The organism is Winogradskyella poriferorum (assembly GCF_036553625.1).
Taxonomy (GTDB): domain Bacteria; phylum Bacteroidota; class Bacteroidia; order Flavobacteriales; family Flavobacteriaceae; genus Winogradskyella; species Winogradskyella poriferorum.
Window position 1 is genome coordinate 16,000 of record NZ_JAZHOU010000003.1, and the last position, 22,494, is coordinate 38,493.

Consider the following 22,494-nt stretch of genomic DNA (forward strand, 5'->3'; position numbering starts at 1 on the left):
TTAATTTATCACGAATTTTTTAGTGATTTTTCCATCCTCGTCTAACTTTGCTTCAAGGATATAAAAACCACTTTTTAGATCTGAAATATTTATGCTTGTAAAGATATCATTATTATCTTTTAAAATAGACTTTATTAACTTTCCTTGAACATCATAAATATTAAAAGTTGTTGAGTTTCCAGGAGTACTATCAGGAAGGTCAATATTCAAAATAGTGTTTGCTGGATTTGGATAAATTGATAAAGAATTTTGGGTGTTTTCATCAATACTAAGTAATGAGTCCGTAATCTTGTATATGGTGCCACCAAGACCAGATACATAGAGTTCACCATTTATATCTTCTCCAAAGGCTACCCAGTTGCCGGAAAAGCTTTCAAAAGTTGAATTCCAACTACCGTTTTCAAATTTTAAATAGCCAATTTCTTGAGTACATACATCGCCAAATAAATAAGTACCAACCAGATTAGGATAATTAGAGCCTCTGTATACATAACCTCCAGTGATAGAACAGCGTCCGCCAGAATGAGAATATTCTGAAACAGGAAAAGTTAGCGTACTGCTATTTGGGCAACCACTTGTATTATAATTATTATTTCCTTCGTAACATCTCCAGCCGTAATTAAGTCCGGCTGCGGTTAATACTACTTGGTTAATTTCTTCTCTAGCATTTTGACCAACGTCAGCAATCCATAAGTCGTTATTCATACTGTCAAAAGAAAATTTCCAAGGATTCCGTAGGCCGTAAGCCCAAATTTCATCTCTTGCGTTTGTGTCACCAACAAAAGGATTATCGGCAGGAATATCGTAAGGATTTGAAGCAGAAGCATTGTTAACATCTATTCTTAATAGTTTTCCCAATAAGCTGTTGAGGTTTTGACCATTGTTTTGAGGATCACCACCAGAACCTCCATCACCACTAGAAATATACAAGTAGCCATCAGGTCCAAACTGTAATTCACCACCGTTGTGGTTACTGTAAGGTTGAGAATACGTTAGTATTATTAATTCAGAATTAGGATCTGCAATGGTAGGATTAACTCCAATTCTTGAAAATCTCGAAATAACAGTATCTCCTGAATTGTTAGTATAGTTCACAAAAAAATAGCCATTCGTATCAAAATCTGGATGAAATGCCAGACCAAGTAACCCTTGTTCGTTTCCGTTGCTACCAACAATGGTATCAATATCTAAGAAATTAGTTGCTTCTACTGAGCCATCAGAATTTACGATTTTGATAATACCATCTTGCTCAACCACAAATAGTCTGTCGTCACCAGCATGTTTAATGTTAACAGGTCGATTAAATCCTGTGGCAAAAGATTCTAACTCTATATCTTGAGAAAAAGAAAAGTAAAAACACAAAATGCAAAGAATAGTAGTCGTAGTTTTCATAGCTTAGGCTTTTTGGAAGTGATAATGTTTCTAAGTTACGAAAAATCAAAGACTTGGTTTTATTCTTCAAGAAGCCTTTTTGCAATAATAATTGAAGTGTTCTCAATTAAATCAAACACATATTCAAAATCACTCATATCTCCGTAATAAGGATCAGGTACATTTTTGTTGGAGATATTAGGATTTTCTTCTAGAAATAGTTTCACTTTACCAATGTCTGAATTGTTCCTTGCTAGACTAATAATGTTAGTGTAATTAGAAGAGTCCATTGCATAGATGTAATCAAACCTATCAAAATCTGAAGCTTTAAATTGTCTTGCAGTTTGGTGACTAATATCTATGTTGTTGTTTTTTGCTACTTTAATAGATCTGCGATCTGGTTGGTGACCAACATGATAGGCTGCTGTGCCAGCAGAATCAATATAAAATTGAGAAGTATTAAGTTTAGATTCTAATATACCATGAGCTAATGGTGAACGACAAATATTGCCAAGGCACACCATTAAAATCTTAGTCATGTTTTAGTTGTTTAAAGCGATAATTTTTTGGCTAAATCCTCAACATATTTTCTAAACTGTTTATCAGTAGAAGATAAGTTGTCAACGGTTTTACATGCATGTAAAACTGTAGCATGATCGCGCTGCCCAATTTGAGAACCAATACTTGCCAAAGACGCTTTAGTATATTTCTTTGCAAAAAACATAGCTAACTGACGTGCTTGTACAATATGACGTTTACGCGTCTTAGACTGAAGTGTACTTACATCCATCTGGAAATAATCTGAAACTACTTTTTGAATATAGTCTATAGATACTTCGCGCTTAGTGTTCTTTACAAACTTATCTACAATATCCTTAGCAAGGTTTATTGTAATCTCTTTTTTATTGAAAGAAGATTGAGCTATTAAAGAAATGATAGCACCTTCAAGTTCTCTAACATTTGTTTTTATGTGCTTAGCAACATACTCTACAATTTCATCTGGCATTTCTACACCATCTCTGTAAAGTTTGTTTTTAAGAATAGAAACTCTGGTTTCAAAATCTGGAGTTTGCAACTCTGCAGAAAGTCCCCATTTAAAACGAGATAATAAACGTTGCTCAATATCTTGCATATCAACAGGTGCCTTATCACTTGTTAATACAACTTGCTTACCGTTTTGGTGTAAGTGGTTAAAGATATGGAAGAATACATCTTGCGTACCTGTTTTACCAGATAAGAATTGTACGTCGTCTATAATTAAAACATCAATGATTTGATAAAAATGAATAAAATCATTTCTGTTATTCTTTTTTACAGAATCAATATACTGTTGCGTAAATTTTTCAGCAGAGATATAAAGAACTGTTTTTTCAGGATATTTGTCTTTTATATCTACACCAATAGCGTGTGCTAAGTGTGTTTTTCCTAATCCAACTCCACCAAAAATTAAAAGTGGATTAAAAGATGTTCCGCCAGGTTTGTTAGCAACAGCAATTCCAGCATTTCTGGCTAGACGGTTAGAGTCTCCTTCCAAGAAATTTTCAAAAGTATAACTTGGGTTAAGTTGCGACTCAATTTTTACGTTTCTAATTCCAGGAATTATAAACGGGTTTTTAAGTTCTGGACTCTTGTTGTTAAAAGGTACATCTACATCTTGAGATTTTACAGGTGTTCTATTAGAACTCGGAATTTTTTCTGTAAAAGGTTGTTTGTTACCATAGGTGTTTTCCATTTTAATAACATACACCAGCTTGGCATCGTCACCTAACTCTTTAGTAAGAGCTACTTTAAGGATTTTTACGTAATGCTCTTCTAACCACTCATAAAAGAACTTACTAGGTACCTGAATACTCAAGGCGTTACCGGTAAGTTTTACAGCTTGTATGGGTTCAAACCATGTTTTGTAGGCTTGAGGTTGTATGTTATCTTTTATAAATGAGAGACAATTACTCCATACAGATTCCGCTGTGATCTCCATTAGTTAAATTTAGATTTTATGTTGTTAGTTAGATTAGCAAAAAAAAAGAGAATTAGGATTCTCTTAGCGTTTTGAACATGACAAATATGTGAACAAAATTTTTAAAAAAAAAATCAATTCTAATTGAATTTTAAGATTTTTTTTCCCATGTTTAAAATCCTTTAAAACTACAAATTTTTTATTTAAAATCGTTCAAAATTTTGAATTATAACGAAACAGAAATACGTGTTCGCTATGGCGAAACTGATCAGATGGGAGTTGTATATCATGCTAACTATGCTGTTTATTTTGAGGTAGGTAGAACTGAGTGGTTACGCGAGTTTGGTCTTAGTTACAGTACTATGGAAGCGGAAGGTATAATGCTTCCTGTTATTTCATTGCGTATAAATTACAAAAGTTCAGCACGTTATGATGATGTTCTTAAAGTAAAAACTAAGTTAAAAAAAATGCCAACTGCTTCAATAGAATTTGATTACGAATTAATAAATAGTAAGGGTGAATTATTGGCAACAGGTAACACTGTTTTGGCATTTATAGATATGAATCGAAATAGACCTACCAGATGTCCAAAATATCTTTTAGATAAACTGCAAAATTATTCGTTATAATTCATCAATTTCAACACCATAAAACTGGTCAAATATTTCAAATATTTTAGAAATGTTACCTTTTCTGACAGATATTTCCAACAAACAGTCAAGTTCTAGAGTTTGTTTTGTTATTTCAATCTGATGCTCTTTAAGAATTCGCATCACCTTACTCATGTTTTTATATTCAAACTTGAGTGTAAAATGCTTATTAATTGTTTTTTCTATAATATCTGAAGCTTCAAGGGCTAACTGAGCTCCGGTTTTATAAGCATTAATTAATCCGCCTACTCCCAATTTTACTCCTCCATAGTACCTAACAACAATAACTAAAACATTTGTTACTTCAAAAGATTGTATCTGACCATAAATTGGCATTCCAGCTGAATTGTTAGGTTCACCATCATCATTTGCCCTAAAACTTATGTTTTCTGTGCCTAATTGGTAAGCATAACACCAATGTCTTGCTGAGTGATGCTCTTTTTTAACCTCTTCAATATGTGTTTTTACATCTTCTTCGTTTTCTACAGGGAAAGCATAGCCAATAAATTTGCTGTTTTTATCTTTAAATAACTCTCCGATCGAAGGTTTAGAAATGGTTTTATATATGTCTTCAGTCAAAATTATAAGGTTACTAATATTATAGAAATTAAAGCTAGGCCTACACCAATCCAGTTTTTAGAGGATATTATTTCTTTAAAAAGTAATAGTCCTGTTAAACAAGATACAGCAACAATAGCAACATTGTTTATTGTAAAAATTGTAGAGCTTTCAAATCCGTCTACTCGCAAGGCTTTCAAAAGAAAGTACATAGAGCTGTAATTGACCAAGCCAAGGGCAATACCAAACGGAATGCTTTTAGGATTGAATTTTTGTTTAGTCTGTTTGGTTTTTAATATTATTAAAACCAAGCCGATTAAAAAAGCACTTCCAAAAATAATAGCCAGAAACAAAGGCATATTCCCATCTGGCGCAAAATGATTAACACTAGTGTCAATAATTCCAGAACCTAAAAATAAAATAATTGGTAGGTAAATAGCTTTGGTCAGTACTACGTTAGATTTTGGTTTTATTGAAGTAAGGTAAACAGCTAAAAGTGCTAATATTATACCTATCACTTTCTGGAAGCCAATACTTTCGTTATAAACAATAATTCCAAACACTATAGGAATAATCACACTCATTTTGCTAGCCACAGAAGCTACAGACAGGCCGTTTTTTTGAGCGGTAAGTGCCATTACATTAAAAATACTAATGAATAAAAAACCTAAACCTAAAGCTGCAAAAAACCAAGTTTCTGATATGAAGCTGTCAATGTTAATAGGTTTGTTATAAAGCAAAATCCCACAAGTAAATGCTGTTATATAATTAAATACAATAGCCTGTAGTGTATTTATATTGTACTTATTGAAAAGTTTAAAAAGCACAAAAATAGCCGTAGACGATAAAATGCTAAGTATTAAAAAAATCAAAAGTATGTACTATTAAGGTTAAAAAGGTTGATTATATCCTCACGCGTCTCATCTATGTTCCAAACTTCAATGCCTAAAGATTTAGCGGTATCAGTGTTGTCTTTGGTGTCGTCAACAAAAAAACACTGTTCTGGTTTTAGATTATTGCTTTCTAAAACATAATCGAAAATATCTCTATTGGGTTTTCTAAGATGAATTTCTTGTGATAAGTAAAACTGATCAAAACAGCTTTTAAAGTCTTCATAAAAACTAACGTTAGATTTTATGAAATCTATATGCATATCGTTGGTGTTGCTTAATAATATGAGTTTATAGCGTTGTTCTTTTGCAAGTTGTTGAAGAAACTCTAAGCGATATTTTGGAAAATCTCTTAAAATAAAATTCCAGGCATCAATGAGTTGTTGCTTCGTTAAGTGAGGAAATTTAGAACTGTAAAACGCAATAAACTCTTCCGTTGAAATTTTGCCAACTTCATACAATATATTGGTGTTAGTCATGTCTTCTTCAAACGTATCTAGCTTAAACAAATTAAGTGCATTTTGCATTGCGCCTTGCTTGTCTAGATTAATAAAGACATCTCCAAAGTCGAAAATAAGCGTATCAATCATTTATGTAGAATTTTATTCGATCTTCTTTTAATTTTTTTTCAGAAATTAATCTACCATTTAGTTGTGGTGCTTTTGTACCTGATTTAAATTCAGTTTTGCCAATAAAAATTCGGGCTTCGTCCCATAAATTTTCATCAATAAAAGTTTGAAGCGTTTTAGCACCACCTTCAATAATCACAGAGTTTATATTTTGTTGGTGTAGATAATTACAAATCTGAGAAGCCAAAGGACTATCAAAATTAAGCTCAGTTTTAGTGAGTTTAATGGTTTTAGCTGAGGAGTCAAAAATTTTATAACTCTCATCAAGTTTGTTAGTCTTGTCTATAACAATTCTAATAGGATTTTCGCCAGTATAATCTCTAACAGTAAGACTTGGGTTGTCTTCTATAACTGTATTAGTTCCTACTAAAATGGCTTGCTCTTCAGCGCGCCATTTGTGTACCAATTGTCTTGAGTAAGTGTTTGTAATCCAAACAGGTTTTTGTTCATCCTTAGTTTCTGGTGCAATAAAACCATCTTCGGTTTCGGCCCATTTCAAAATTATATATGGTCGTTTTTTATTGTGATAGGCAAAAAAACGTTTTAAATGCGCTTTGCAATCTGCTTCTAAAACACCAACAATAACATTGCAACCATGTGTCTTTAATTTGGCAATGCCTTTTCCTGCAACTTCAGGATTATCATCTACACAGCCAATTACTACATTTGGGATGTTGTGATGTGTAATGAGGTCGCTACAAGGAGGTGTTTTTCCGTAATGGCTACAAGGTTCTAAAAGCACATACATTGTACTTTCTTTTAATAAGGATTTGTTTTTAACAGAATTTACAGCGTTAACTTCGGCATGTGGTCCTCCATAAGCGCTGGTAAAACCTTCTCCAATAATACTGTTGTTATGCACAATAACAGCACCAACCATAGGATTTGGTCTAGTGGTTCCCAATCCATTTTTGGCAATTTGTAAGCAACGTTTTATATAGTACTCGTGTGTTTGCACTTATAATTTAATTTTTACGTCTTCAGTTTTATCAATATTATAGGTAGAAGAATAGCCAAAAATCTTGTACTTAATATCTCCTATATATTGCACTTTTAGTTTTTTAGATAATAAACTACCCAATAAACCACTAAGATTACCTTTGTTAATAATGCTATCTGTAGCGATAGAAACCGTAAGCGGAATTTTGAACTTGTCTTTAGAAGGTACTTTAAATTCTTTGGATGTAAATGTGGCCACCTCTCTGTTGTTAACAAGCACCTTTAATGCATCTGTTTGAAGCGTGCCACCAACATTATTTGGGTTGCTAAACTCAGCATCTGCACTAAGAGTAATGTTCTCAATATTAGAATCTAAAACCTTGATGTTATCAATACCAATAAATTGAGGTTTTTCTTTCACTGTACAGTTAAAAACAAGTGAACAAATTACTAAAATGAATACGATGCTTTTCTTCATAAAAACGTAATAATAACTATCTTCATACCGTGAAAAAAACGGTATAAAAGTTTTAAAAAGGTGGGTAAAGATACCATAGTTATTCGAGAAATAGAACAAAAGGATAATCCTAAAATAGCCAAGGCTATACGAAGTGTTTTAATAGAAATGGGAGTGCCAAAAGTTGGTACTGCTTACGAAGATGCGTCGTTAGATTGTATGACAGAAACGTATAGTCATCCTAAATCCCGATATTTTGTTTTAGCTCAGAATGAAGAGATTCTCGGAGGTGCTGGTATTGCGCCTTTAGAACACTACGAAGGCAATGTTTGTGAGTTGCAAAAAATGTATTTTATGCCAGAGGCAAGAGGAAAAGGATTAGGAACTAAAATGATGAATGCTTGCTTAGAATTTGCCAAAAACGCTGGTTTTGAAAGTTGTTATTTAGAAACCATGCCATATATGGATGATGCCAGAAAATTATACAAAAAAGTTGGTTTCGAATTTTTAGAAAAACCACTTGGCAATACAGGTCATTATTCGTGTACTGTATGGATGCTTAAAACATTTTAATTTTGAAAGCAAAGGATTTAAAAGACATATTTCATAAAGAATTAAACCAAATTTATGGAAAAGATGAGGTGGCAAGCTTTTTTTATTTATGCTTAGAGCACCATCTTAATGTGGCCAGAATTCAGTTGCAATTAGAGCCTGAGTTTACCTTATCTAAAACTGAAGCTGATTTCTTTTTTGAAATTTTAGAAGGGTTAAAACAGCAAAAACCAATTCAATATTTGTTGGGAGAAACTGAGTTTTACGGATTACAATTTAAAGTGAATGACAATGTACTCATTCCAAGACCAGAAACCGAAGAGCTTGTAGATTGGATTATAAAGGATTCAAAATCCAAAATTCAAAGTTCTGATGGAATAAAGATTTTAGATATAGGAATAGGTTCTGGTTGTATTGCAATTTCGTTGGCAAAGCACTTGCCAGAAGCTCAGATTTTTGCAGTTGATATATCAGAGTCTGCTTTAGAAATAGCTAAAGAGAATGCGGATAGCAATGGTGTTGAGGTTAAGTTTATTAAAGCTGATATTTTAGAGTCTTCCCTTTGGGAAGATGTCGCTTTTCGACAGGAGGGCTCTTTCGATATCATCGTTTCAAATCCACCTTACGTTCGTGAGCTCGAAAAGCAAGAAATAAAGCCAAACGTTCTCGATAATGAGCCTCATTTAGCACTTTTTGTAGAAAACGATAATCCATTGATTTTTTATAAAGCGATAACTGATTTTGCTGTTGATAAGTTGAAGTCTAATGGCTCACTTTATTTTGAAATTAACCAGTATCTTGGACAAGAAACAAAGCAACTTTTAGTTGATGCCGAATTTAAAGCGGTTGAATTGAGAGAAGATTTAAATGGTAATGACAGAATGCTAAAAGGAATAAAAAAGTAACATGAATGATATTCCTGCGACCTGTGCTGAGCTTAGTCGAAGTAAGGCAGGAATCTAAACTAAAAAGATTCCCATTTTAATGGGAAATAAATATGAAAAGTATATCAGTTTTTTGCGGAAGTAGCGACGGAAATGACAACGAAATTATCACAACAGCTTATGCTTTGGGCAAAGAATTTGCTCAAAAAAATATAACGCTTGTTTATGGTGCGGCTAAGATTGGTATCATGGGAAAGGTGGCAGAAGGTGTTATAGAAAATGGTGGTAAAACAATAGGAGTTATTCCAACCTTTCTTAAAACTAAAGAAATCGTTCATACTCAACTAACAGAATTGATTACGACAGACAATATGCATGATAGAAAAATTATTATGTATGAAAAAAGCGATGGCTTTATTATTATTCCAGGTGGTTTTGGTACAATGGATGAGTTTTTTGAAATCACAACTTGGGGACAATTAGGCTTACACACCAAACCTATTGGGATTTTAAATATCAATGGTTATTACGATGCTTTGATAGAACAATGCAAAGTGATGGTAGAACGAGGCTTTTTAAAACAAGAAAATTTAGATGCTGTTGTTATAGATACAACAATAGAAGGACTTTTAGATAAAATGAATAATTACAAACCGTTGCCAGCTCCAAAATGGTTGAATAAAGAAGGATTATAGGAAGGCATTCAATTAGAAATATAAATCTTACTATATACATTGCGTTTTATGTTTAAAGAAGTATCCGAAGATTACATTAATAAATTATATAAAGTATTTGGTGTTTTAAACTTTATATTGAGTGTTTTCTTTTTGTTACTAGGAGACGCTGGGTTGGCAGAAAAGATTTTTGGTTTTATTAGTATTAATATTTGCTTTATTATGTTTTACTTTTTCTTTAAGATGATTGAAAATTATAAAGGCAAAGGGAATTTAGCTTGGCCTTTGTTTGGTGGGCTTTTCAAATTTATTTTTGGATTTATGTCAATGGTGATATCAATATTTGCGGTCTATATGTTTGTTAATCGTACAATTAAATCGGGAGAAATAAATCATATTTTTTTTATAGGAATTGCTGTGAGTATTCTTCTTGGCGGTTTATCATTATTAGCTAATTATCATAGAAGAAATTAATAGTTAAATGAACACACAACAAAAAATACAATCCTTAAGAGACGAACTTCGTCAACACAATTATAATTATTACATACTCGATAATCCTACCATTAGCGATTATGAGTTTGATATGAAGTTGAAAGAACTTCAAGCTTTGGAAGAAGCACATCCGGAATTTTATGATGAAAACTCGCCGACAAAACGTGTAGGTGGTACAATTACTAAGAATTTTAATACGGTTGTGCACGATTTCAGAATGTATTCTTTAGACAATTCTTATTCTAAAGAAGATTTAATGGATTGGGAAAAGCGCATCAAAAAAATGGTAGAAGGAGATGTGCAATACACGTGTGAGCTAAAGTACGATGGTGCATCCATGAACTTAACCTACGAAAACGGGAAACTCGTAAGAGCAGTGACCAGAGGAGATGGTGTACAAGGTGATGAGGTTACGGCTAATGTAAAAACCATTAATACGGTACCACTTCAGTTAAAAGGAGATTATCCTGAGCGTTTTGATATAAGAGGCGAAATCATTTTGCCTATTGAAGGGTTTTTAAAGATGAATGAAGAGCGTATTGCTAATGATGAAGAACCCTATCGAAATCCAAGAAATACAGCATCAGGAAGTTTAAAGCTTCAAGATAGTTCTGAGGTGGCAAAACGACCTTTAGAATGTCTTCTATACAGTATAAAAGGTAATAATCTTAATATTTCTACACAGTTTGAAGGTTTAGAAAAGGCCAGAGCTTGGGGCTTTAAGGTGCCTAAAGAAGCGCAATTGGTCAATTCTATAGATGAGGTTTTAGACTATGTGAATTATTGGGATGAGCATCGACATAACTTACCATATGAAATAGATGGTGTGGTGGTTAAGGTAAATAGTTTGTTTCAGCAAGATGAATTGGGCTATACAGCCAAAGCACCACGTTGGGCAATGGCTTATAAGTTTAAGGCTGAACAAGTTTCAACGAGATTAAACGAAATTACTTATCAGGTTGGTCGTACAGGTGCTATTACTCCAGTAGCCAATTTAGAGCCAGTGCAATTAGCTGGTACTATTGTAAAACGTGCGTCTTTGCATAATGCCGATCAGATTGAAAAGTTAGATATTAGAGAAGGTGACGAGGTCTTTGTTGAGAAAGGTGGCGAAATTATTCCAAAGATTATTGCGGTAGATCTTGCAAAACGTCCTGCGGATTCTCAGCCAACAAACTATATTACGCATTGTCCAGAATGTCAAACCGAATTGATAAGACCAGAAGGGGAAGCGAAACATTACTGTCCTAATTATAATGGTTGTCCACCACAAATTGTAGGTCGTATTCAGCACTACATTTCTAGAAAAGCTATGGATATTGAAGGTTTAGGTGGTGAAACTGTAGCGTTATTAGTAAAAGAAGGCTTAATTTCAAATTATGCTGATTTATATGAGTTGACAGCGGAACAAGTCATTCCTTTAGAGCGTATGGCAGAGAAGAGTGCGGAGAACTTGGTCAAAGGTATAGAAGCTTCAAAACAGATTCCGTTTGAGCGTGTTTTATTTGCTTTAGGTATTAGATATGTTGGAGAAACTGTTGCTAAAAAATTAGCAAAGCATTACAAATCTATTGATGCGTTAATGTTTGCTTCAGTTTTGGACTTGGTAACTGTAGATGAAATAGGCGAGCGTATTGCAGAAAGTGTTGTAGAGTTCTTTTCTTCTGAAGAAAATAAAACAATTGTAGAGCGCTTAAAAGGATACGGAGTGCAATTAGAAATCTCTGCGGAGAAATTAGCTAACCAAACAGAAAAACTTAAAGGACAAACTTTTGTAGTTTCGGGTGTGTTTGAATCCATTTCCAGAAACGAGCTTAAAAAACTAATTGAAGATAATGGTGGAAAAGTATCATCATCTATATCTTCTAAAACAAGTTATGTAGTGGCTGGTGATAAAATGGGTCCAAGTAAGCGTACAAAAGCAGAAACTTTGGGTATCACTATCCTTACTGAACAAGAGTTTTTGTCTTTTTTGAAATAAATTCTTACAAAAAAGTCAACTTTTTATCGATAAAAAGCATTTTTTTATCGTTTAATTGTAATTTTTTTATATATTCGCCTTATTAATAAGGGATTAATTAATGTTAGTGAATAAAATCTTAAAAGTATTGCTATTGCTTTTAGGTGGTATTTTTATAATACTTCAAGGTTTAGCCTATGAAGTTGAAGGTGCCGCTGTAAGTGCTTTAATGCTTGTGTTATTGACAATTTTATATTGTGGGTGGACGGCAGAAAAATCTTGGCATTTCTTTTGGTTTCTTGTAATTTTTGCAGTAGGTCATCTTTTGAGTTACTCAGGTTGGTTTATGCCTTTGTTAGAGGTAGATCAATTTGATATCCACTATTATAGTGCTAACATTCTTTTTATTATAGCCTACTTGTTTCTGATTATCAAAGTTTTAACTTCAATTAACGTTGGTAAGGTTTTTAGAGAGTTATTAATTCCTGTTATAATTCTTGTTGTGTTAGATGTGTTTTGTGTAATTATTGTAACAGATGCTACCGGAAATTCACTTACTACTTATGAGTATATTTTAGAGTTTGTTTATAATGGTGTTATAATGGCGCTGTTATCTGTGGCTTTAATAGATTATATGTATAGAAATGATAATAAATCTATGCTTTTTCTATTAGGCTCTATTTGTATAGTTTTTTCTGAAATAATACAATTAGCTTATTATTACATTTTAGAAGATAAAAATTTAGGATTTATTTATTCATTTTTCTTAGTTGTAGCCTTTGTATTCTTCTATTTACAATCGCAAATTGATCATACGGGTCCACAGCCTACATATTTAGATATGGACGAGCAATTAGAAGCTTAATTTCTTGCCAACAATCGGAATATCTTTTCTGAAATAATAAAGAATAATGACGCTTAGCAAAAATGTGATTATTGCTGTAAAAAATAGTACTCCACCATCTCCACGTACTTCAATACCTAGTTGTGTTAAATGCATTACTATTGCGCCACCTATAAGACCTAAAGTTAAAAGAGCACCTGCCCAAACGGTTTTTGGTATTAATAATAAAATTCCTGCAACTAACTCTAATAGTCCAATTCCAATTCTCCCATAAGGTTCTAAACCAACGGTTTCAAAAATATAGACACTATCTGGATGTGCGGTAAACTTAAAGCGAAGTGTTTGAATTAATATAACAGCTACAGCTATTCTTAGTATAAGAATGATTTTGTTAGATTTCATAAACTTTGGTTTAGTTGAAATCTTAGACGTTTCATTTTTAGAAACTTACATTAATCACTAAACAATTATTGTAGTACTATCTGAATAAAGAGGTTTACCTTTTTCAAAATAAAAGTCAATTCTACCTAAATATAATCCGTAAGCTCCAACCTGATTTACCAATACGTTTTTACCTGCACTATTTTGTGCTACGGTAGGCTTTGGTAAAAAAGTGTGCGTGTGCCCACCGATTATTAAATCTATGTCTTTTGTGGCTTTAGCTAGGTGTAAATCACAAACCCTGTCTGGACTGTTTTTGTAGTCATATCCAATATGCGATAGACAAATTACTAAATCACAAGATTCTTCTTCTTTAAGAATTCTAGACATATCTTGCGCAACTTCAATAGGATTGTGGTAAACCGTTTCTTTGTACATTTTTTTATCAACCAAACCTTCAAGTTGAATACCTAAACCGAATACACCAATTCTAACACCATCTTTTACAAGAACTTTATATGGTTTTACATGTGTGTCCATTACTGTATTAGAAAAATCATAGTTTGCAGAAACAAACTCAAACTTTGCATGTGGTAATTGAGCATAAAGTCCATCAATACCATTGTCAAAATCGTGGTTTCCAATAGTTGCCAAATCGTAATTAAGCATACTCATTAGTTTAAACTCTAGTTCACCTCCATAATAATTAAAGTACGGAGTACCTTGAAAAATATCACCAGCATCTAACAATAATGTGTTAGGGTTTTCTTTTCTAATGTTTTCAACCAAAGTAGCACGTCTTGCAACACCTCCTTTGTTTGCGTTTCTTTTGTCGTTTGGACCAAAAGGATCTATATGACTATGTACATCGTTAGTGTGCAGAATCGTAATGTGTTTTCTGTTTGATACACAAGATTGAAGATTTAATGCTCCTAAACCAGCTAATGCTGTTGCAGCTGTTGTTTGTTGTATAAAATGTCTTCTTTTCATTATTCTGCTGTTAACTTTGTGAAACGATTATCAATTTTAGGATTAATAGTGTCGTGCTTTTTAAAATAATCAATCAAGACGTTTCTAATTTTGTAATCAAGTGTGTATAAACTATCGTTTGGGTGGAAAAACGTCATGCGATCTCCGCCGTTATATAAATAGTCATTAGTCGCTATGTAGTAGGTGTCATCTTCTGAAACAGATTTACCATTAACAAGTGCTTTTTTTATATTATAGTCTTTGTCTAAAAGTAATTCAACTTGTTTAGAAACAGGGTGAGCGCGCTTAGCTTTAGAAAGATAGTCAAAAAGTTCATTGATTTGTTTTCCTTTTAATGCAACAACTACAACAGAATTTTCAAAAGGCATTACCTCGTAAGCGGTTCTTGATGTAATCTCTCCTTGAGAAATTATAGCTCTGATACCACCATGATTTAGTATCACAAAATCAATATTCTTACCTGTACGTTTATTGAATATTGGATTACTTTCAGCAAATACAGCGTCAGCCATTAGATTGCCAATTGCAGTGTTCAATTCTCCATTAGATTTAGAATAGGTTTCTGGAGCATAAGAAATGACACTATCTAAATTTTTGTTTACGTTAGATCTGTAAGGAGCTATAAAATCTTCAATCTCTTTGTTTGTTGAGATGTTTTCGTCAATATCCAGACGATTACCTTCAATTCTATTTGGTACTTCCTGGCAAGAATAAACCAAGCTTAAAAATAGAATTATAAAAAGTGTGTTTTTTATCATTGATTTAGTTGAAATAGTCATTAAATAATGTTTGGGCTTTTGTTAAATTTGCACAAAGGCTAAAGATAAATGATTTTAAAAGCATTTAAGGAAAAATCAAATCAAAAATATGTAAACAAATTATTGTCTGCTCGTAAAGCTACTATACATAATAATAAGGTTAAGGTAGTTGCAGTTTTATTTAACGCTAATGAATTTGTAGATTTTGAGGCTTTTAGAAATTATTTTAAAGAATTAAACCTCACATCTCCTAAACATAAAGTAGTTGCTTTTACAAAAGATGATAAGTACGAAGGGAGTCAATGGGAAACGTACTTTTCACCAAAGCATTTTGGTTGGAAGGGTAAAATAAACAATATCGACTTGCAAGCATTTATAGATGAGCCTTTTGATGTATTGGTAAGTTATTATAAGAATGAAACACCTGAGTTGAATTTAATAGCAGCAGCTTCTAAAGCAAATTTAAAAGTTGGATTAAGCCGAAAGGATGAACGCCTGTATGATTTAATTATAGATGTAAACCCAAAAGACATTAAAACATTTAAAAACGAACTAAAAAAATATTTAAACATTTTAAACAAATTATAATGACCAAATTTATAGGAACAGGAGTAGCTCTAATTACACCATTTAATGCAGATTTAAGTATAGATTTTGAAGGGCTTGAGCGATTGGTAGAGTATAATATAAAGAACGGTACAGAGTACTTAGTAATTAGTGGTACCACAGGCGAAAGTGTTACGGTTACTGCAGAAGAAAAGAAAACGTTAGTAGAATTTGTATCTAAAGTAAATAATAAAAGAGTGCCTTTAGTACTTGGTATTGGCGGCAATAACACTGCATCTGTAGTAGATGAAATTAAAACTACAGACTTGTCTGATATAGATGCTATATTATCAGTGTCTCCGTATTATAGTAAGCCAACACAAGAGGGCATCTATCAACACTTTAAAGCCATTGCAGAGGTATCACCAAAACCAATAATTTTATATAATGTTCCTGGAAGAACATCGTCTAATATGTTGCCAGAAACCACATTGCGTTTGGCAAAGGATTTTGAAAACATCATTGCAGTTAAAGAAGCAGGTAATAATGTTCATCAATATCTAGAATTACTAAGAACCAAGCCAGATGATTTCTTGGTATTATCTGGAGATGATGATTTAGCATTAGGTGTTGCGTTAGCAGGAGGTTCTGGAGTAATTTCGGTTATAGGGCAAGCATTGCCAAAAGAATTTTCTGAAATGATTCGTTTAGGTATTGCAGGTAAAGCTAAAGAAGCCTATAAAGTTCATTTCGATTTAATGCCAATAACACGTTTAATTTTTTCTGAAAACAATCCTGCAGGTATAAAAGCAGTTTTAGAAGCACTAGATATTTCTAAATCTTATGTGCGTTTACCATTAGTAGAGGCAACAGATCAGCTTAAAAATGATATTAAAAGTGCCTTAAAAGATTTAGGCAAAAGTTAAACTTAGTTTAAATTACAGAGCGCATCTAAAACAACCATTATTTTAGCGTATAATTTTTGTTTTTAAAATCCGTTAATAATGCGTACTTTTGCATCCTGTTTAAAATTTATGAAGCAAGGAATTTACATACTTTTCGCAACACTTTTATTAGTCTCATGTAGCGATTTTCAGAAAGCCTTAAAATCTGAAGATGTTGCAAAGAAATTTACTATGGCTGATGAATTGTACGAAGCTGGAAAATGGAGTAAGTCTAAGAGACTTTTAGATCAAATTCTACCTAAGTATAGAGGAAAGCCTCAAGCAGAGAAGTTAACATACATGCATGCTAACTGCTCTTACGAAATGGGTGATTATTACATTGCAAGTTATCATTTTGATAAGTTTACGGATATATATCCACAAAGTGAAAAGGCTGAAGAAGCAGCTTTTAAAGCAGCAAAAGGGTATTATTTCAATTCGCCAGTATATTCTAAGGAGCAAAAGGAAACTATCGAAGCTATTGAAAAATTACAGTTGTTTGTTAATCAATATCCAGAATCTCAGTATTTAGCAGAGGCTAACACATTGGTTAAGGAGCTAGATTTTAAACTAGAAAAGAAAGCTTTTGAAATAGCAAAACAATACGATCTTATAACAGATTATAAAGCTTCAATTAAATCTTTCAACAACTTTTTGCTTGAGTTTCCAGGTACATCGCTAAGAGATGAAGCAATGTTTTACAGATTTGACGCTTCATACAACTTAGCAATTTTAAGTATCGATCAACTAAAAGAAGAGCGACTAAAAGATGCTATAGGATATTATAATTCATTTAAAAAAGCGTATCCAAATTCAGAATTTATGGAAGACGCTACTAAAATGAATCAAGAATTAGAACAAGAATTAAGTACATTTACTAAAAGTTAATCATTATAACGATGGATTTAAAAAAGACAGATGCACCTGTTTCAACTGTAACGTATAACAGAAATGAAGTTGATGCTGCAACAGATAACATTTACGAAGCGATTTCGGTTATCTCTAAGCGTGCTGAGCAAATTAACACAGACATAAGACGTGAGTTAATAGACAAGCTAGAAGAGTTTGCAACTTACAACGATAGTCTTGAAGAAATTTTTGAAAACAAAGAGCAAATCGAAGTTTCTAAGTTTTACGAAAAATTACCAAAGCCACATGCATTAGCAGTAAAAGAGTGGTTAGATGGTAAAATTTACCACAGAAACACTGAGGATTCTAAACAATAATCCTTAGATGTCTATTCTAAGAGACAAAAATATTTTATTAGGCATTACCGCAGGTATTGCCGCATATAAATCTGCTAGTTTAGTCAGATTATTCATTAAAGCAGGCGCTAACGTTAAAGTTGTTATGACGCCTGCTTCTAGAGATTTTATAACTCCACTTACACTTTCAACCTTATCTAAGAATCCTGTATACTCATCTTTTGTTGACGAAGATGATGATAATGAGGTTTGGAACAATCATGTAGAATTAGGATTATGGGCAGACTATTTTATAATAGCTCCTGCCACAGCAAATACTATGGCAAAAATGGCTAATGGTATTTGCGATAATATCCTTTTAGCAACTTATCTTTCTGCTAAGTGTCCTGTATATTTTGCTCCTGCTATGGATTTAGATATGTACAAACACGAGTCTACAAAAACGTCTTTTGACAAACTAACCACATATGGTAACAAAATGATTCCAGCAGGAACCGGAGAATTAGCCAGTGGTTTGGTAGGAGAAGGTCGTATGGCAGAACCAGAAGATATTGTAAGTTTTGTAGAAAAAGATATTTTAAGCCAATTACCATTATATGGTAAAAAGGTACTTATTACTGCAGGACCAACCTATGAGGCATTAGATCCTGTGCGATTTATTGGAAATCATTCTAGCGGAAAAATGGGTTTTGAAATTGCAAAAGCAGCAGCAAATCTTGGAGCTGAGGTTGTTCTTGTGTCAGGACCAACGCATCAAACTATTACACACAGTTTAGTTACAGTAAAGCCTGTTGTAAGTGCAGAGGACATGTATAATGAAGTTCACAAGCATTTTGAAGCTTCAGATATAGCAATTCTTTCTGCAGCTGTTGCAGATTACAGACCAAAAAATGTAGCGAGTCAAAAAATAAAAAAGAAGGATGCTACGTTTAGTATAGAGTTAGAAAAAACAAAAGATATTCTAAAATCTTTAGGAGCCATAAAAGCACACCAACTACTTGTAGGTTTTGCACTAGAAACCAATAATGAGTTAGAGCATGCTAAAGGAAAATTACAATCTAAAAATTTAGATTTAATTGTTCTCAATTCATTGCAAGATAAGGGAGCAGGTTTTGGAGTATCAACAAATAAAGTTACATTTATCACATCGACTAACGATGTTATAGAAAATCCGCTTAAATCTAAGGCTGAAGTTGCTAAAGATTTAATGCAACAGATCTTAAAACAGCTAAATGCGTAAATTACTAGTTTTATTCGCCTTTTTATGTTCAGCCGTTGTGTTTTCGCAAGAGTTGAATTGTACCGTTAATGTTATAGCTCAACAAACAGGTAATGATAATAATGTTGTTTTTAAAACATTAGAAAAGCAGCTGAATGAGTTTATTAACAACACCAAATGGACCGAAAAAAGCTTTGGCGCAGAAGAGCGTATTAACTGTAGTATGGTTATTAATGTAACGGCATACGAGAACGATAATTTTAGTGCAACTTTGCAGGTGTCATCATCAAGGCCTGTTTTTAATTCTACGTACAGCTCACCTGTTTACAATTATAATGATAAGGATTTCAATTTTCAGTATATTGAATATCAAAATATGGTATTTAATCCACTGCAGTTTGAGTCTAATTTAGTGTCTGTTCTTTCGTTTCATGTATTCATGATTTTGGGTATGGATGCAGATTCGTTTGAATTAAATGGAGGTGATGAATACTTTTCTCAAGCGCAAACTATAGCTAATTATTCACAGCAATTAAATGGACAAGGCTGGAAACTGGAAGATGGTTTACAATCGCGTTTTGCTTTAATAGATAACCTGCTTTCGCCAACATTTAAAGAAATAAGAACAACCATGTATAATTATCATATGCAAGGTATGGATGTTATGGCAGACGATGCTAAAAAAGGTAAATCTGAAGTTATCTCCACATTATCAGAGTTACAAAAAATTCATAAGAGGAGACCTAACTCATACTTGCTACGCGTGTTTTTTGATGCAAAATCAGATGAGATAATGGATATTCTCTCTGGAGGACCAAGTGTTAACATTGCCGAAGCTGTAGATATACTCAATAAAATTGCGCCAATGCACTCTCAGAAATGGCGAAATATTAAGTTTTAATTTTCTATTTATTTTTTCAATAGCCATTCTTAACTTAACAGAGATTCTATATTTTTGTAAAAAACAAATTATAGATTTTTGCTAACCTCTCTTTACATAAAAAATTATGCTCTAATAGATGAGCTCAATGTTCAATTTAATAATGGATTAACTATTATTACTGGTGAAACAGGAGCAGGTAAGTCCATTTTATTAGGAGGCTTGTCTTTAGTTTTAGGCAAACGCGCAGACTTAAGCCAGGTAAAAGATAAAGACGAAAAATGTATAATTGAAGCTAGCTTCGATATAGCTAACTATAATCTAAAACCGCTTTTCTTGGAGTTAGACTTAGATTATGACGTACAAACCATAATAAGACGGGAAATTTTACCATCAGGCAAGTCTCGTGCTTTTATTAATGATACACCAACAACGCTAGATGCATTGTCTGATTTAAGTTCTCATCTTATAGATATTCATTCGCAACACCAAACACAACAATTGGTTGAGAATGATTATCAGTTTAGGGTTATAGATGCTCTTGCAGGTCATAAAGAGAACTTAGAATTGTATTCTAAGAAACTGTCAGATTATAAAGCGTTACAGAAAGCGTTACAGACTTTAAAGGACTCTAAAGCAGAGTTAATTAAAGAATATGATTACAATCTCTTTTTGGTAAATGAGCTCAATGAATCAAAGTTAGAATCTATTAATCTAGAAGATTTAGAGGCACAGTATGAGCAGCTTAACAATGTAGAAGTAATAGGAGAGAAGCTTGCTAATGCTAAAGGCATTTTAAGCTTGGAGGATCAAGGAGTTGTTGATCAGTTAAATACCGTAAAACAAGAACTTAATAAAATCTCTGGTTTTGGAAAAGCCTATGAAGTCATGGCTGAGCGAATAGCAAGCGTTCATATAGAATTAGATGATTTGTTGCTGGAGTTAGATGATTTGGAAGAGGCTTTGTCTACCGACCCTCAAGAGTTAGAGCGTATAAATTCTCAGCTTCAAATTATAAATAACCTGTTTCAAAAACATTCGGTTTCTCGGATAGAAGATTTAATTTCTATTAAAAATGAGTTGTCATCTAAAGTATCCGATACAGAAGGTTTAGATGAGGCTATAAAAGAAAAGGAAATAGAGTTGTCTAATGTAGAACAGACCCTAAATAAATTAGCAGCTCAAATTTCTAAAAAACGACAATCTGTAGTGCCAATTTTAATTCAAAAGCTTGAAAGTTTGTTGTCGGATTTAGGGATGCCTAATGCTAAATTTAAAATAGACTTAGCAGAAGTAGACCGATTTTTGCCAAACGGAAAAGATAGTCTACAGTTTTTGTTTATGGCTAATAAAGGCTCTAGTTATAACGAGCTTAAGAAATCTGCATCAGGCGGTGAGTTATCTCGAATAATGTTAGCTATTAAATCAATATTGTCAGAATATATTCAGTTGCCATCTATAATGTTTGATGAAATTGATACAGGGGTTTCGGGAGAAATTTCAAATAGGATGGGAGATATTATGAAGCAGATGAGCGGAAGAATGCAAGTATTTGCTATTACTCATTTACCACAGATAGCGGCTAAAGGAAATTCGCATTTCAAAGTATATAAAACAGATAATAACGACATTACAGAGACCAACTTAAAACGCTTAACAGAAGAAGAGCGTATTGTTGAAATAGCGCAAATGTTAGGTGGAGCAGATATTACAGAATCTGCCATGGCTCATGCAAAGCAATTGTTGAATTAATACTATATTTACAGCATTAAAACTGACTAAAATAATACACTATGTATAACTTATTAAAAGGAAAAAAAGGAATCATTTTTGGAGCTCTTGATGAGAACTCAATAGCATGGAAAACCGCAGAGCGCGTGCATGAAGAAGGTGGTGAGTTTGTGTTAACTAATGCTCCTGTAGCAATGCGTATGGGGCAAATTAATGCATTGGCAGAAAAAACAGGTTCTCAAATAATTCCTGCAGATGCAACATCAGAAGAAGATTTACAGAACCTTGTAGAAAAATCAATGGAGATTTTGGGTGGTAAATTAGATTTTGTTTTGCATTCTATCGGTATGTCTATTAATGTTAGAAAAGGAAGACATTATACAGATCAAAAGTATGATTGGACTCAGAAAGGAACTGATGTGTCTGCAATGTCATTCCATAAAGTTATGCAAACACTTTACAAAGCTGATGCTATGAATGAATGGGGAAGCATTGTTGCTCTTACTTATATGGCAGCGCAACGCGTATTTCCAGATTATAATGATATGGCAGACAATAAAGCTTACTTAGAAAGTATTGCTCGTAGTTTTGGTTATTTCTTCGGTCGCGACAAAAAAGTCCGTGTAAATACGATTTCACAATCACCAACACCAACTACTGCAGGAAGTGGAGTAAAAGGTTTTGATGGCTTTATTTCTTATGCAGAAAAAATGTCTCCATTAGGTAATGCTACTGCAATGGATTGTGCAAACTACACAGTGACATTGTTTAGTGATTTAACACGTCGTGTTACACTTCAAAACCTTTATAACGATGGAGGATTTAGTAATATGGGAGTAAGTGACGCTGTTATGGAGAAATTCACAGAGGAATAGTTTGTTTTTAAACAATAATTCAATAATGAAAGCGCAACTCTAAAAAAGCTGCGCTTTTTTTGTTAAATAGTTGTTAATATTATATTTTGGTCTTAGGTAGAATGG

26 protein-coding genes are annotated in these 22,494 nt (G+C 33.0%); 15 read left to right on the forward strand and 11 right to left on the reverse strand.

Going from position 1 to position 22,494, the window contains the following annotated elements:
* From V1468_RS09605 to dnaA, 3 genes are read right to left on the reverse strand one after another with little or no spacing between them, the layout of a single operon-like run.
* The gene (locus V1468_RS09605; RefSeq protein WP_331810030.1) at window positions 1-1,392 is read right to left on the reverse strand and encodes a PQQ-dependent sugar dehydrogenase; all 1,392 of its coding nucleotides are present in this window, start codon (window positions 1,390-1,392) and stop codon (window positions 1-3) included.
* 59 nt (window positions 1,393-1,451) lie between these two features.
* Complete coding sequence (locus V1468_RS09610) at window positions 1,452-1,910, reverse strand: low molecular weight protein-tyrosine-phosphatase (protein WP_331810031.1); 459 nt, start codon at window positions 1,908-1,910, stop codon at window positions 1,452-1,454.
* 11 nt (window positions 1,911-1,921) lie between these two features.
* Window positions 1,922-3,349: a chromosomal replication initiator protein DnaA gene (gene dnaA, locus V1468_RS09615; protein ID WP_278006709.1), complete on the reverse strand. Its 1,428-nt coding sequence runs from the start codon at window positions 3,347-3,349 to the stop codon at window positions 1,922-1,924.
* Window positions 3,350-3,549: 200 nt separating this feature from the next.
* On the opposite strand from dnaA, the gene V1468_RS09620 reads away from it, so the two are divergent.
* Window positions 3,550-3,957 (forward strand): acyl-CoA thioesterase, encoded by a 408-nt coding sequence (locus V1468_RS09620; RefSeq protein WP_331810032.1) that lies wholly within the window; start codon window positions 3,550-3,552, stop codon window positions 3,955-3,957.
* Here V1468_RS09620 and V1468_RS09625 read toward each other — a convergent pair.
* The 5 genes from V1468_RS09625 to V1468_RS09645 are packed head-to-tail and all read right to left on the reverse strand — an operon-like array spanning window position 3,952 to window position 7,472.
* Window positions 3,952-4,560, reverse strand: coding sequence for an IMPACT family protein (locus V1468_RS09625; RefSeq protein WP_331810472.1), 609 nt, complete (start codon window positions 4,558-4,560; stop codon window positions 3,952-3,954). The genes V1468_RS09620 and V1468_RS09625 overlap by 6 nt on opposite strands.
* The gene (locus tag V1468_RS09630; protein ID WP_331810033.1) at window positions 4,560-5,408 is read right to left on the reverse strand and encodes a DMT family transporter; all 849 of its coding nucleotides are present in this window, start codon (window positions 5,406-5,408) and stop codon (window positions 4,560-4,562) included. The genes V1468_RS09625 and V1468_RS09630 overlap by 1 nt, the downstream gene beginning before the upstream one ends.
* Window positions 5,405-6,016, reverse strand: coding sequence for an HAD family hydrolase (locus V1468_RS09635; protein WP_331810034.1), 612 nt, complete (start codon window positions 6,014-6,016; stop codon window positions 5,405-5,407). The genes V1468_RS09630 and V1468_RS09635 overlap by 4 nt, the downstream gene beginning before the upstream one ends.
* Window positions 6,009-7,013, reverse strand: a complete 1,005-nt coding sequence (gene ribD / locus V1468_RS09640) for a bifunctional diaminohydroxyphosphoribosylaminopyrimidine deaminase/5-amino-6-(5-phosphoribosylamino)uracil reductase RibD (protein WP_331810035.1) — start codon at window positions 7,011-7,013, stop codon at window positions 6,009-6,011. Before ribD ends, V1468_RS09635 begins: the two co-directional genes overlap by 8 nt.
* Complete coding sequence (locus tag V1468_RS09645) at window positions 7,014-7,472, reverse strand: hypothetical protein (RefSeq protein WP_331810036.1); 459 nt, start codon at window positions 7,470-7,472, stop codon at window positions 7,014-7,016. It abuts the gene before it with no gap.
* Window positions 7,473-7,532: 60 nt separating this feature from the next.
* Here V1468_RS09645 and V1468_RS09650 point away from each other — a divergent pair, with 60 nt between their 5' ends.
* The 6 genes from V1468_RS09650 (at window position 7,533) to V1468_RS09675 (ending at window position 12,881) form a co-directional block, all read left to right on the forward strand.
* Window positions 7,533-8,024 (forward strand): GNAT family N-acetyltransferase, encoded by a 492-nt coding sequence (locus tag V1468_RS09650; protein ID WP_331810037.1) that lies wholly within the window; start codon window positions 7,533-7,535, stop codon window positions 8,022-8,024.
* Window positions 8,025-8,026: 2 nt separating this feature from the next.
* A complete protein-coding gene (prmC, locus tag V1468_RS09655; RefSeq protein ID WP_331810038.1) occupies window positions 8,027-8,908 on the forward strand; it encodes a peptide chain release factor N(5)-glutamine methyltransferase in 882 nt (293 codons plus the stop codon).
* A 92-nt stretch (window positions 8,909-9,000) separates the two neighbouring features.
* Window positions 9,001-9,582, forward strand: coding sequence for an LOG family protein (locus tag V1468_RS09660; RefSeq protein WP_331810039.1), 582 nt, complete (start codon window positions 9,001-9,003; stop codon window positions 9,580-9,582).
* Window positions 9,583-9,630: 48 nt separating this feature from the next.
* Complete coding sequence (locus tag V1468_RS09665) at window positions 9,631-10,035, forward strand: hypothetical protein (RefSeq protein ID WP_331810040.1); 405 nt, start codon at window positions 9,631-9,633, stop codon at window positions 10,033-10,035.
* Window positions 10,036-10,042: 7 nt separating this feature from the next.
* A complete protein-coding gene (ligA, locus tag V1468_RS09670; protein WP_331810041.1) occupies window positions 10,043-12,037 on the forward strand; it encodes an NAD-dependent DNA ligase LigA in 1,995 nt (664 codons plus the stop codon).
* A gap of 106 nt (window positions 12,038-12,143) precedes the next feature.
* The gene (locus V1468_RS09675) at window positions 12,144-12,881 is read left to right on the forward strand and encodes a hypothetical protein (protein WP_331810042.1); all 738 of its coding nucleotides are present in this window, start codon (window positions 12,144-12,146) and stop codon (window positions 12,879-12,881) included.
* On the opposite strand, the gene V1468_RS09680 is transcribed toward V1468_RS09675, so the two are convergent.
* From V1468_RS09680 to V1468_RS09690, 3 genes are read right to left on the reverse strand one after another with little or no spacing between them, the layout of a single operon-like run.
* Window positions 12,870-13,262: a DoxX family protein gene (locus V1468_RS09680; RefSeq protein WP_331810043.1), complete on the reverse strand. Its 393-nt coding sequence runs from the start codon at window positions 13,260-13,262 to the stop codon at window positions 12,870-12,872. The genes V1468_RS09675 and V1468_RS09680 overlap by 12 nt on opposite strands.
* A gap of 57 nt (window positions 13,263-13,319) precedes the next feature.
* Window positions 13,320-14,231, reverse strand: coding sequence for a bifunctional metallophosphatase/5'-nucleotidase (locus V1468_RS09685; RefSeq protein ID WP_331810044.1), 912 nt, complete (start codon window positions 14,229-14,231; stop codon window positions 13,320-13,322).
* Window positions 14,231-15,010, reverse strand: a complete 780-nt coding sequence (locus V1468_RS09690) for a 5'-nucleotidase (RefSeq protein WP_331810045.1) — start codon at window positions 15,008-15,010, stop codon at window positions 14,231-14,233. Before V1468_RS09690 ends, V1468_RS09685 begins: the two co-directional genes overlap by 1 nt.
* Window positions 15,011-15,058: 48 nt before the next feature.
* Here V1468_RS09690 and V1468_RS09695 point away from each other — a divergent pair, with 48 nt between their 5' ends.
* From V1468_RS09695 to V1468_RS09730, 8 genes are all read left to right on the forward strand, one after another.
* Window positions 15,059-15,577 carry a DUF6913 domain-containing protein gene (locus tag V1468_RS09695; protein WP_331810046.1) on the forward strand — a complete coding sequence of 173 codons (519 nt, stop codon included), beginning with the start codon at window positions 15,059-15,061 and terminating at the stop codon, window positions 15,575-15,577.
* Window positions 15,577-16,461 (forward strand): 4-hydroxy-tetrahydrodipicolinate synthase, encoded by an 885-nt coding sequence (dapA, locus tag V1468_RS09700; protein ID WP_331810047.1) that lies wholly within the window; start codon window positions 15,577-15,579, stop codon window positions 16,459-16,461. Before V1468_RS09695 ends, dapA begins: the two co-directional genes overlap by 1 nt.
* A gap of 108 nt (window positions 16,462-16,569) precedes the next feature.
* The gene (locus V1468_RS09705; RefSeq protein WP_331810048.1) at window positions 16,570-17,367 is read left to right on the forward strand and encodes an outer membrane protein assembly factor BamD; all 798 of its coding nucleotides are present in this window, start codon (window positions 16,570-16,572) and stop codon (window positions 17,365-17,367) included.
* Window positions 17,368-17,378: 11 nt separating this feature from the next.
* Window positions 17,379-17,705, forward strand: a complete 327-nt coding sequence (locus tag V1468_RS09710; RefSeq protein ID WP_278006691.1) for a DNA-directed RNA polymerase subunit omega — start codon at window positions 17,379-17,381, stop codon at window positions 17,703-17,705.
* Window positions 17,706-17,712: 7 nt separating this feature from the next.
* Window positions 17,713-18,924: a bifunctional phosphopantothenoylcysteine decarboxylase/phosphopantothenate--cysteine ligase CoaBC gene (coaBC, locus tag V1468_RS09715; RefSeq protein ID WP_331810049.1), complete on the forward strand. Its 1,212-nt coding sequence runs from the start codon at window positions 17,713-17,715 to the stop codon at window positions 18,922-18,924.
* Window positions 18,917-19,804, forward strand: coding sequence for a type IX secretion system protein PorD (porD, locus tag V1468_RS09720; protein WP_331810050.1), 888 nt, complete (start codon window positions 18,917-18,919; stop codon window positions 19,802-19,804). Before coaBC ends, porD begins: the two co-directional genes overlap by 8 nt.
* Before the next feature lie 78 nt (window positions 19,805-19,882).
* Entirely contained in the window at window positions 19,883-21,535 is a 1,653-nt protein-coding gene (recN, locus tag V1468_RS09725) for a DNA repair protein RecN (RefSeq protein ID WP_331810051.1), read from the forward strand.
* 41 nt (window positions 21,536-21,576) lie between these two features.
* Window positions 21,577-22,389 (forward strand): enoyl-ACP reductase FabI, encoded by an 813-nt coding sequence (locus V1468_RS09730; protein ID WP_331810052.1) that lies wholly within the window; start codon window positions 21,577-21,579, stop codon window positions 22,387-22,389.
* Window positions 22,390-22,494 lie beyond the last annotated feature (105 nt).

Excerpts from the sequence above, each read along its gene's own strand:
- ligA (WP_331810041.1), top strand. The coding sequence starts at position 10,043 with ATGAACACACAACAAAAAATACAATCCTTAAGAGACGAACTTCGTCAA.
- V1468_RS09665 (WP_331810040.1), top strand. The coding sequence starts at position 9,631 with ATGTTTAAAGAAGTATCCGAAGATTACATTAATAAATTATATAAAGTA.
- porD (WP_331810050.1), top strand. The coding sequence starts at position 18,917 with ATGCGTAAATTACTAGTTTTATTCGCCTTTTTATGTTCAGCCGTTGTG.
- V1468_RS09710 (WP_278006691.1), top strand. The coding sequence starts at position 17,379 with ATGGATTTAAAAAAGACAGATGCACCTGTTTCAACTGTAACGTATAAC.
- V1468_RS09695 (WP_331810046.1), top strand. The coding sequence starts at position 15,059 with ATGATTTTAAAAGCATTTAAGGAAAAATCAAATCAAAAATATGTAAAC.
- V1468_RS09730 (WP_331810052.1), top strand. The coding sequence starts at position 21,577 with ATGTATAACTTATTAAAAGGAAAAAAAGGAATCATTTTTGGAGCTCTT.
- V1468_RS09685 (WP_331810044.1), bottom strand. The coding sequence starts at position 14,231 with ATGAAAAGAAGACATTTTATACAACAAACAACAGCTGCAACAGCATTA.
- V1468_RS09705 (WP_331810048.1), top strand. The coding sequence starts at position 16,570 with ATGAAGCAAGGAATTTACATACTTTTCGCAACACTTTTATTAGTCTCA.
- V1468_RS09680 (WP_331810043.1), bottom strand. The coding sequence starts at position 13,262 with ATGAAATCTAACAAAATCATTCTTATACTAAGAATAGCTGTAGCTGTT.
- V1468_RS09645 (WP_331810036.1), bottom strand. The coding sequence starts at position 7,472 with ATGAAGAAAAGCATCGTATTCATTTTAGTAATTTGTTCACTTGTTTTT.
- V1468_RS09605 (WP_331810030.1), bottom strand. The coding sequence starts at position 1,392 with ATGAAAACTACGACTACTATTCTTTGCATTTTGTGTTTTTACTTTTCT.
- V1468_RS09690 (WP_331810045.1), bottom strand. The coding sequence starts at position 15,010 with ATGACTATTTCAACTAAATCAATGATAAAAAACACACTTTTTATAATT.
- V1468_RS09660 (WP_331810039.1), top strand. The coding sequence starts at position 9,001 with ATGAAAAGTATATCAGTTTTTTGCGGAAGTAGCGACGGAAATGACAAC.
- coaBC (WP_331810049.1), top strand. The coding sequence starts at position 17,713 with ATGTCTATTCTAAGAGACAAAAATATTTTATTAGGCATTACCGCAGGT.
- V1468_RS09635 (WP_331810034.1), bottom strand. The coding sequence starts at position 6,016 with ATGATTGATACGCTTATTTTCGACTTTGGAGATGTCTTTATTAATCTA.
- dnaA (WP_278006709.1), bottom strand. The coding sequence starts at position 3,349 with ATGGAGATCACAGCGGAATCTGTATGGAGTAATTGTCTCTCATTTATA.
- V1468_RS09610 (WP_331810031.1), bottom strand. The coding sequence starts at position 1,910 with ATGACTAAGATTTTAATGGTGTGCCTTGGCAATATTTGTCGTTCACCA.
- dapA (WP_331810047.1), top strand. The coding sequence starts at position 15,577 with ATGACCAAATTTATAGGAACAGGAGTAGCTCTAATTACACCATTTAAT.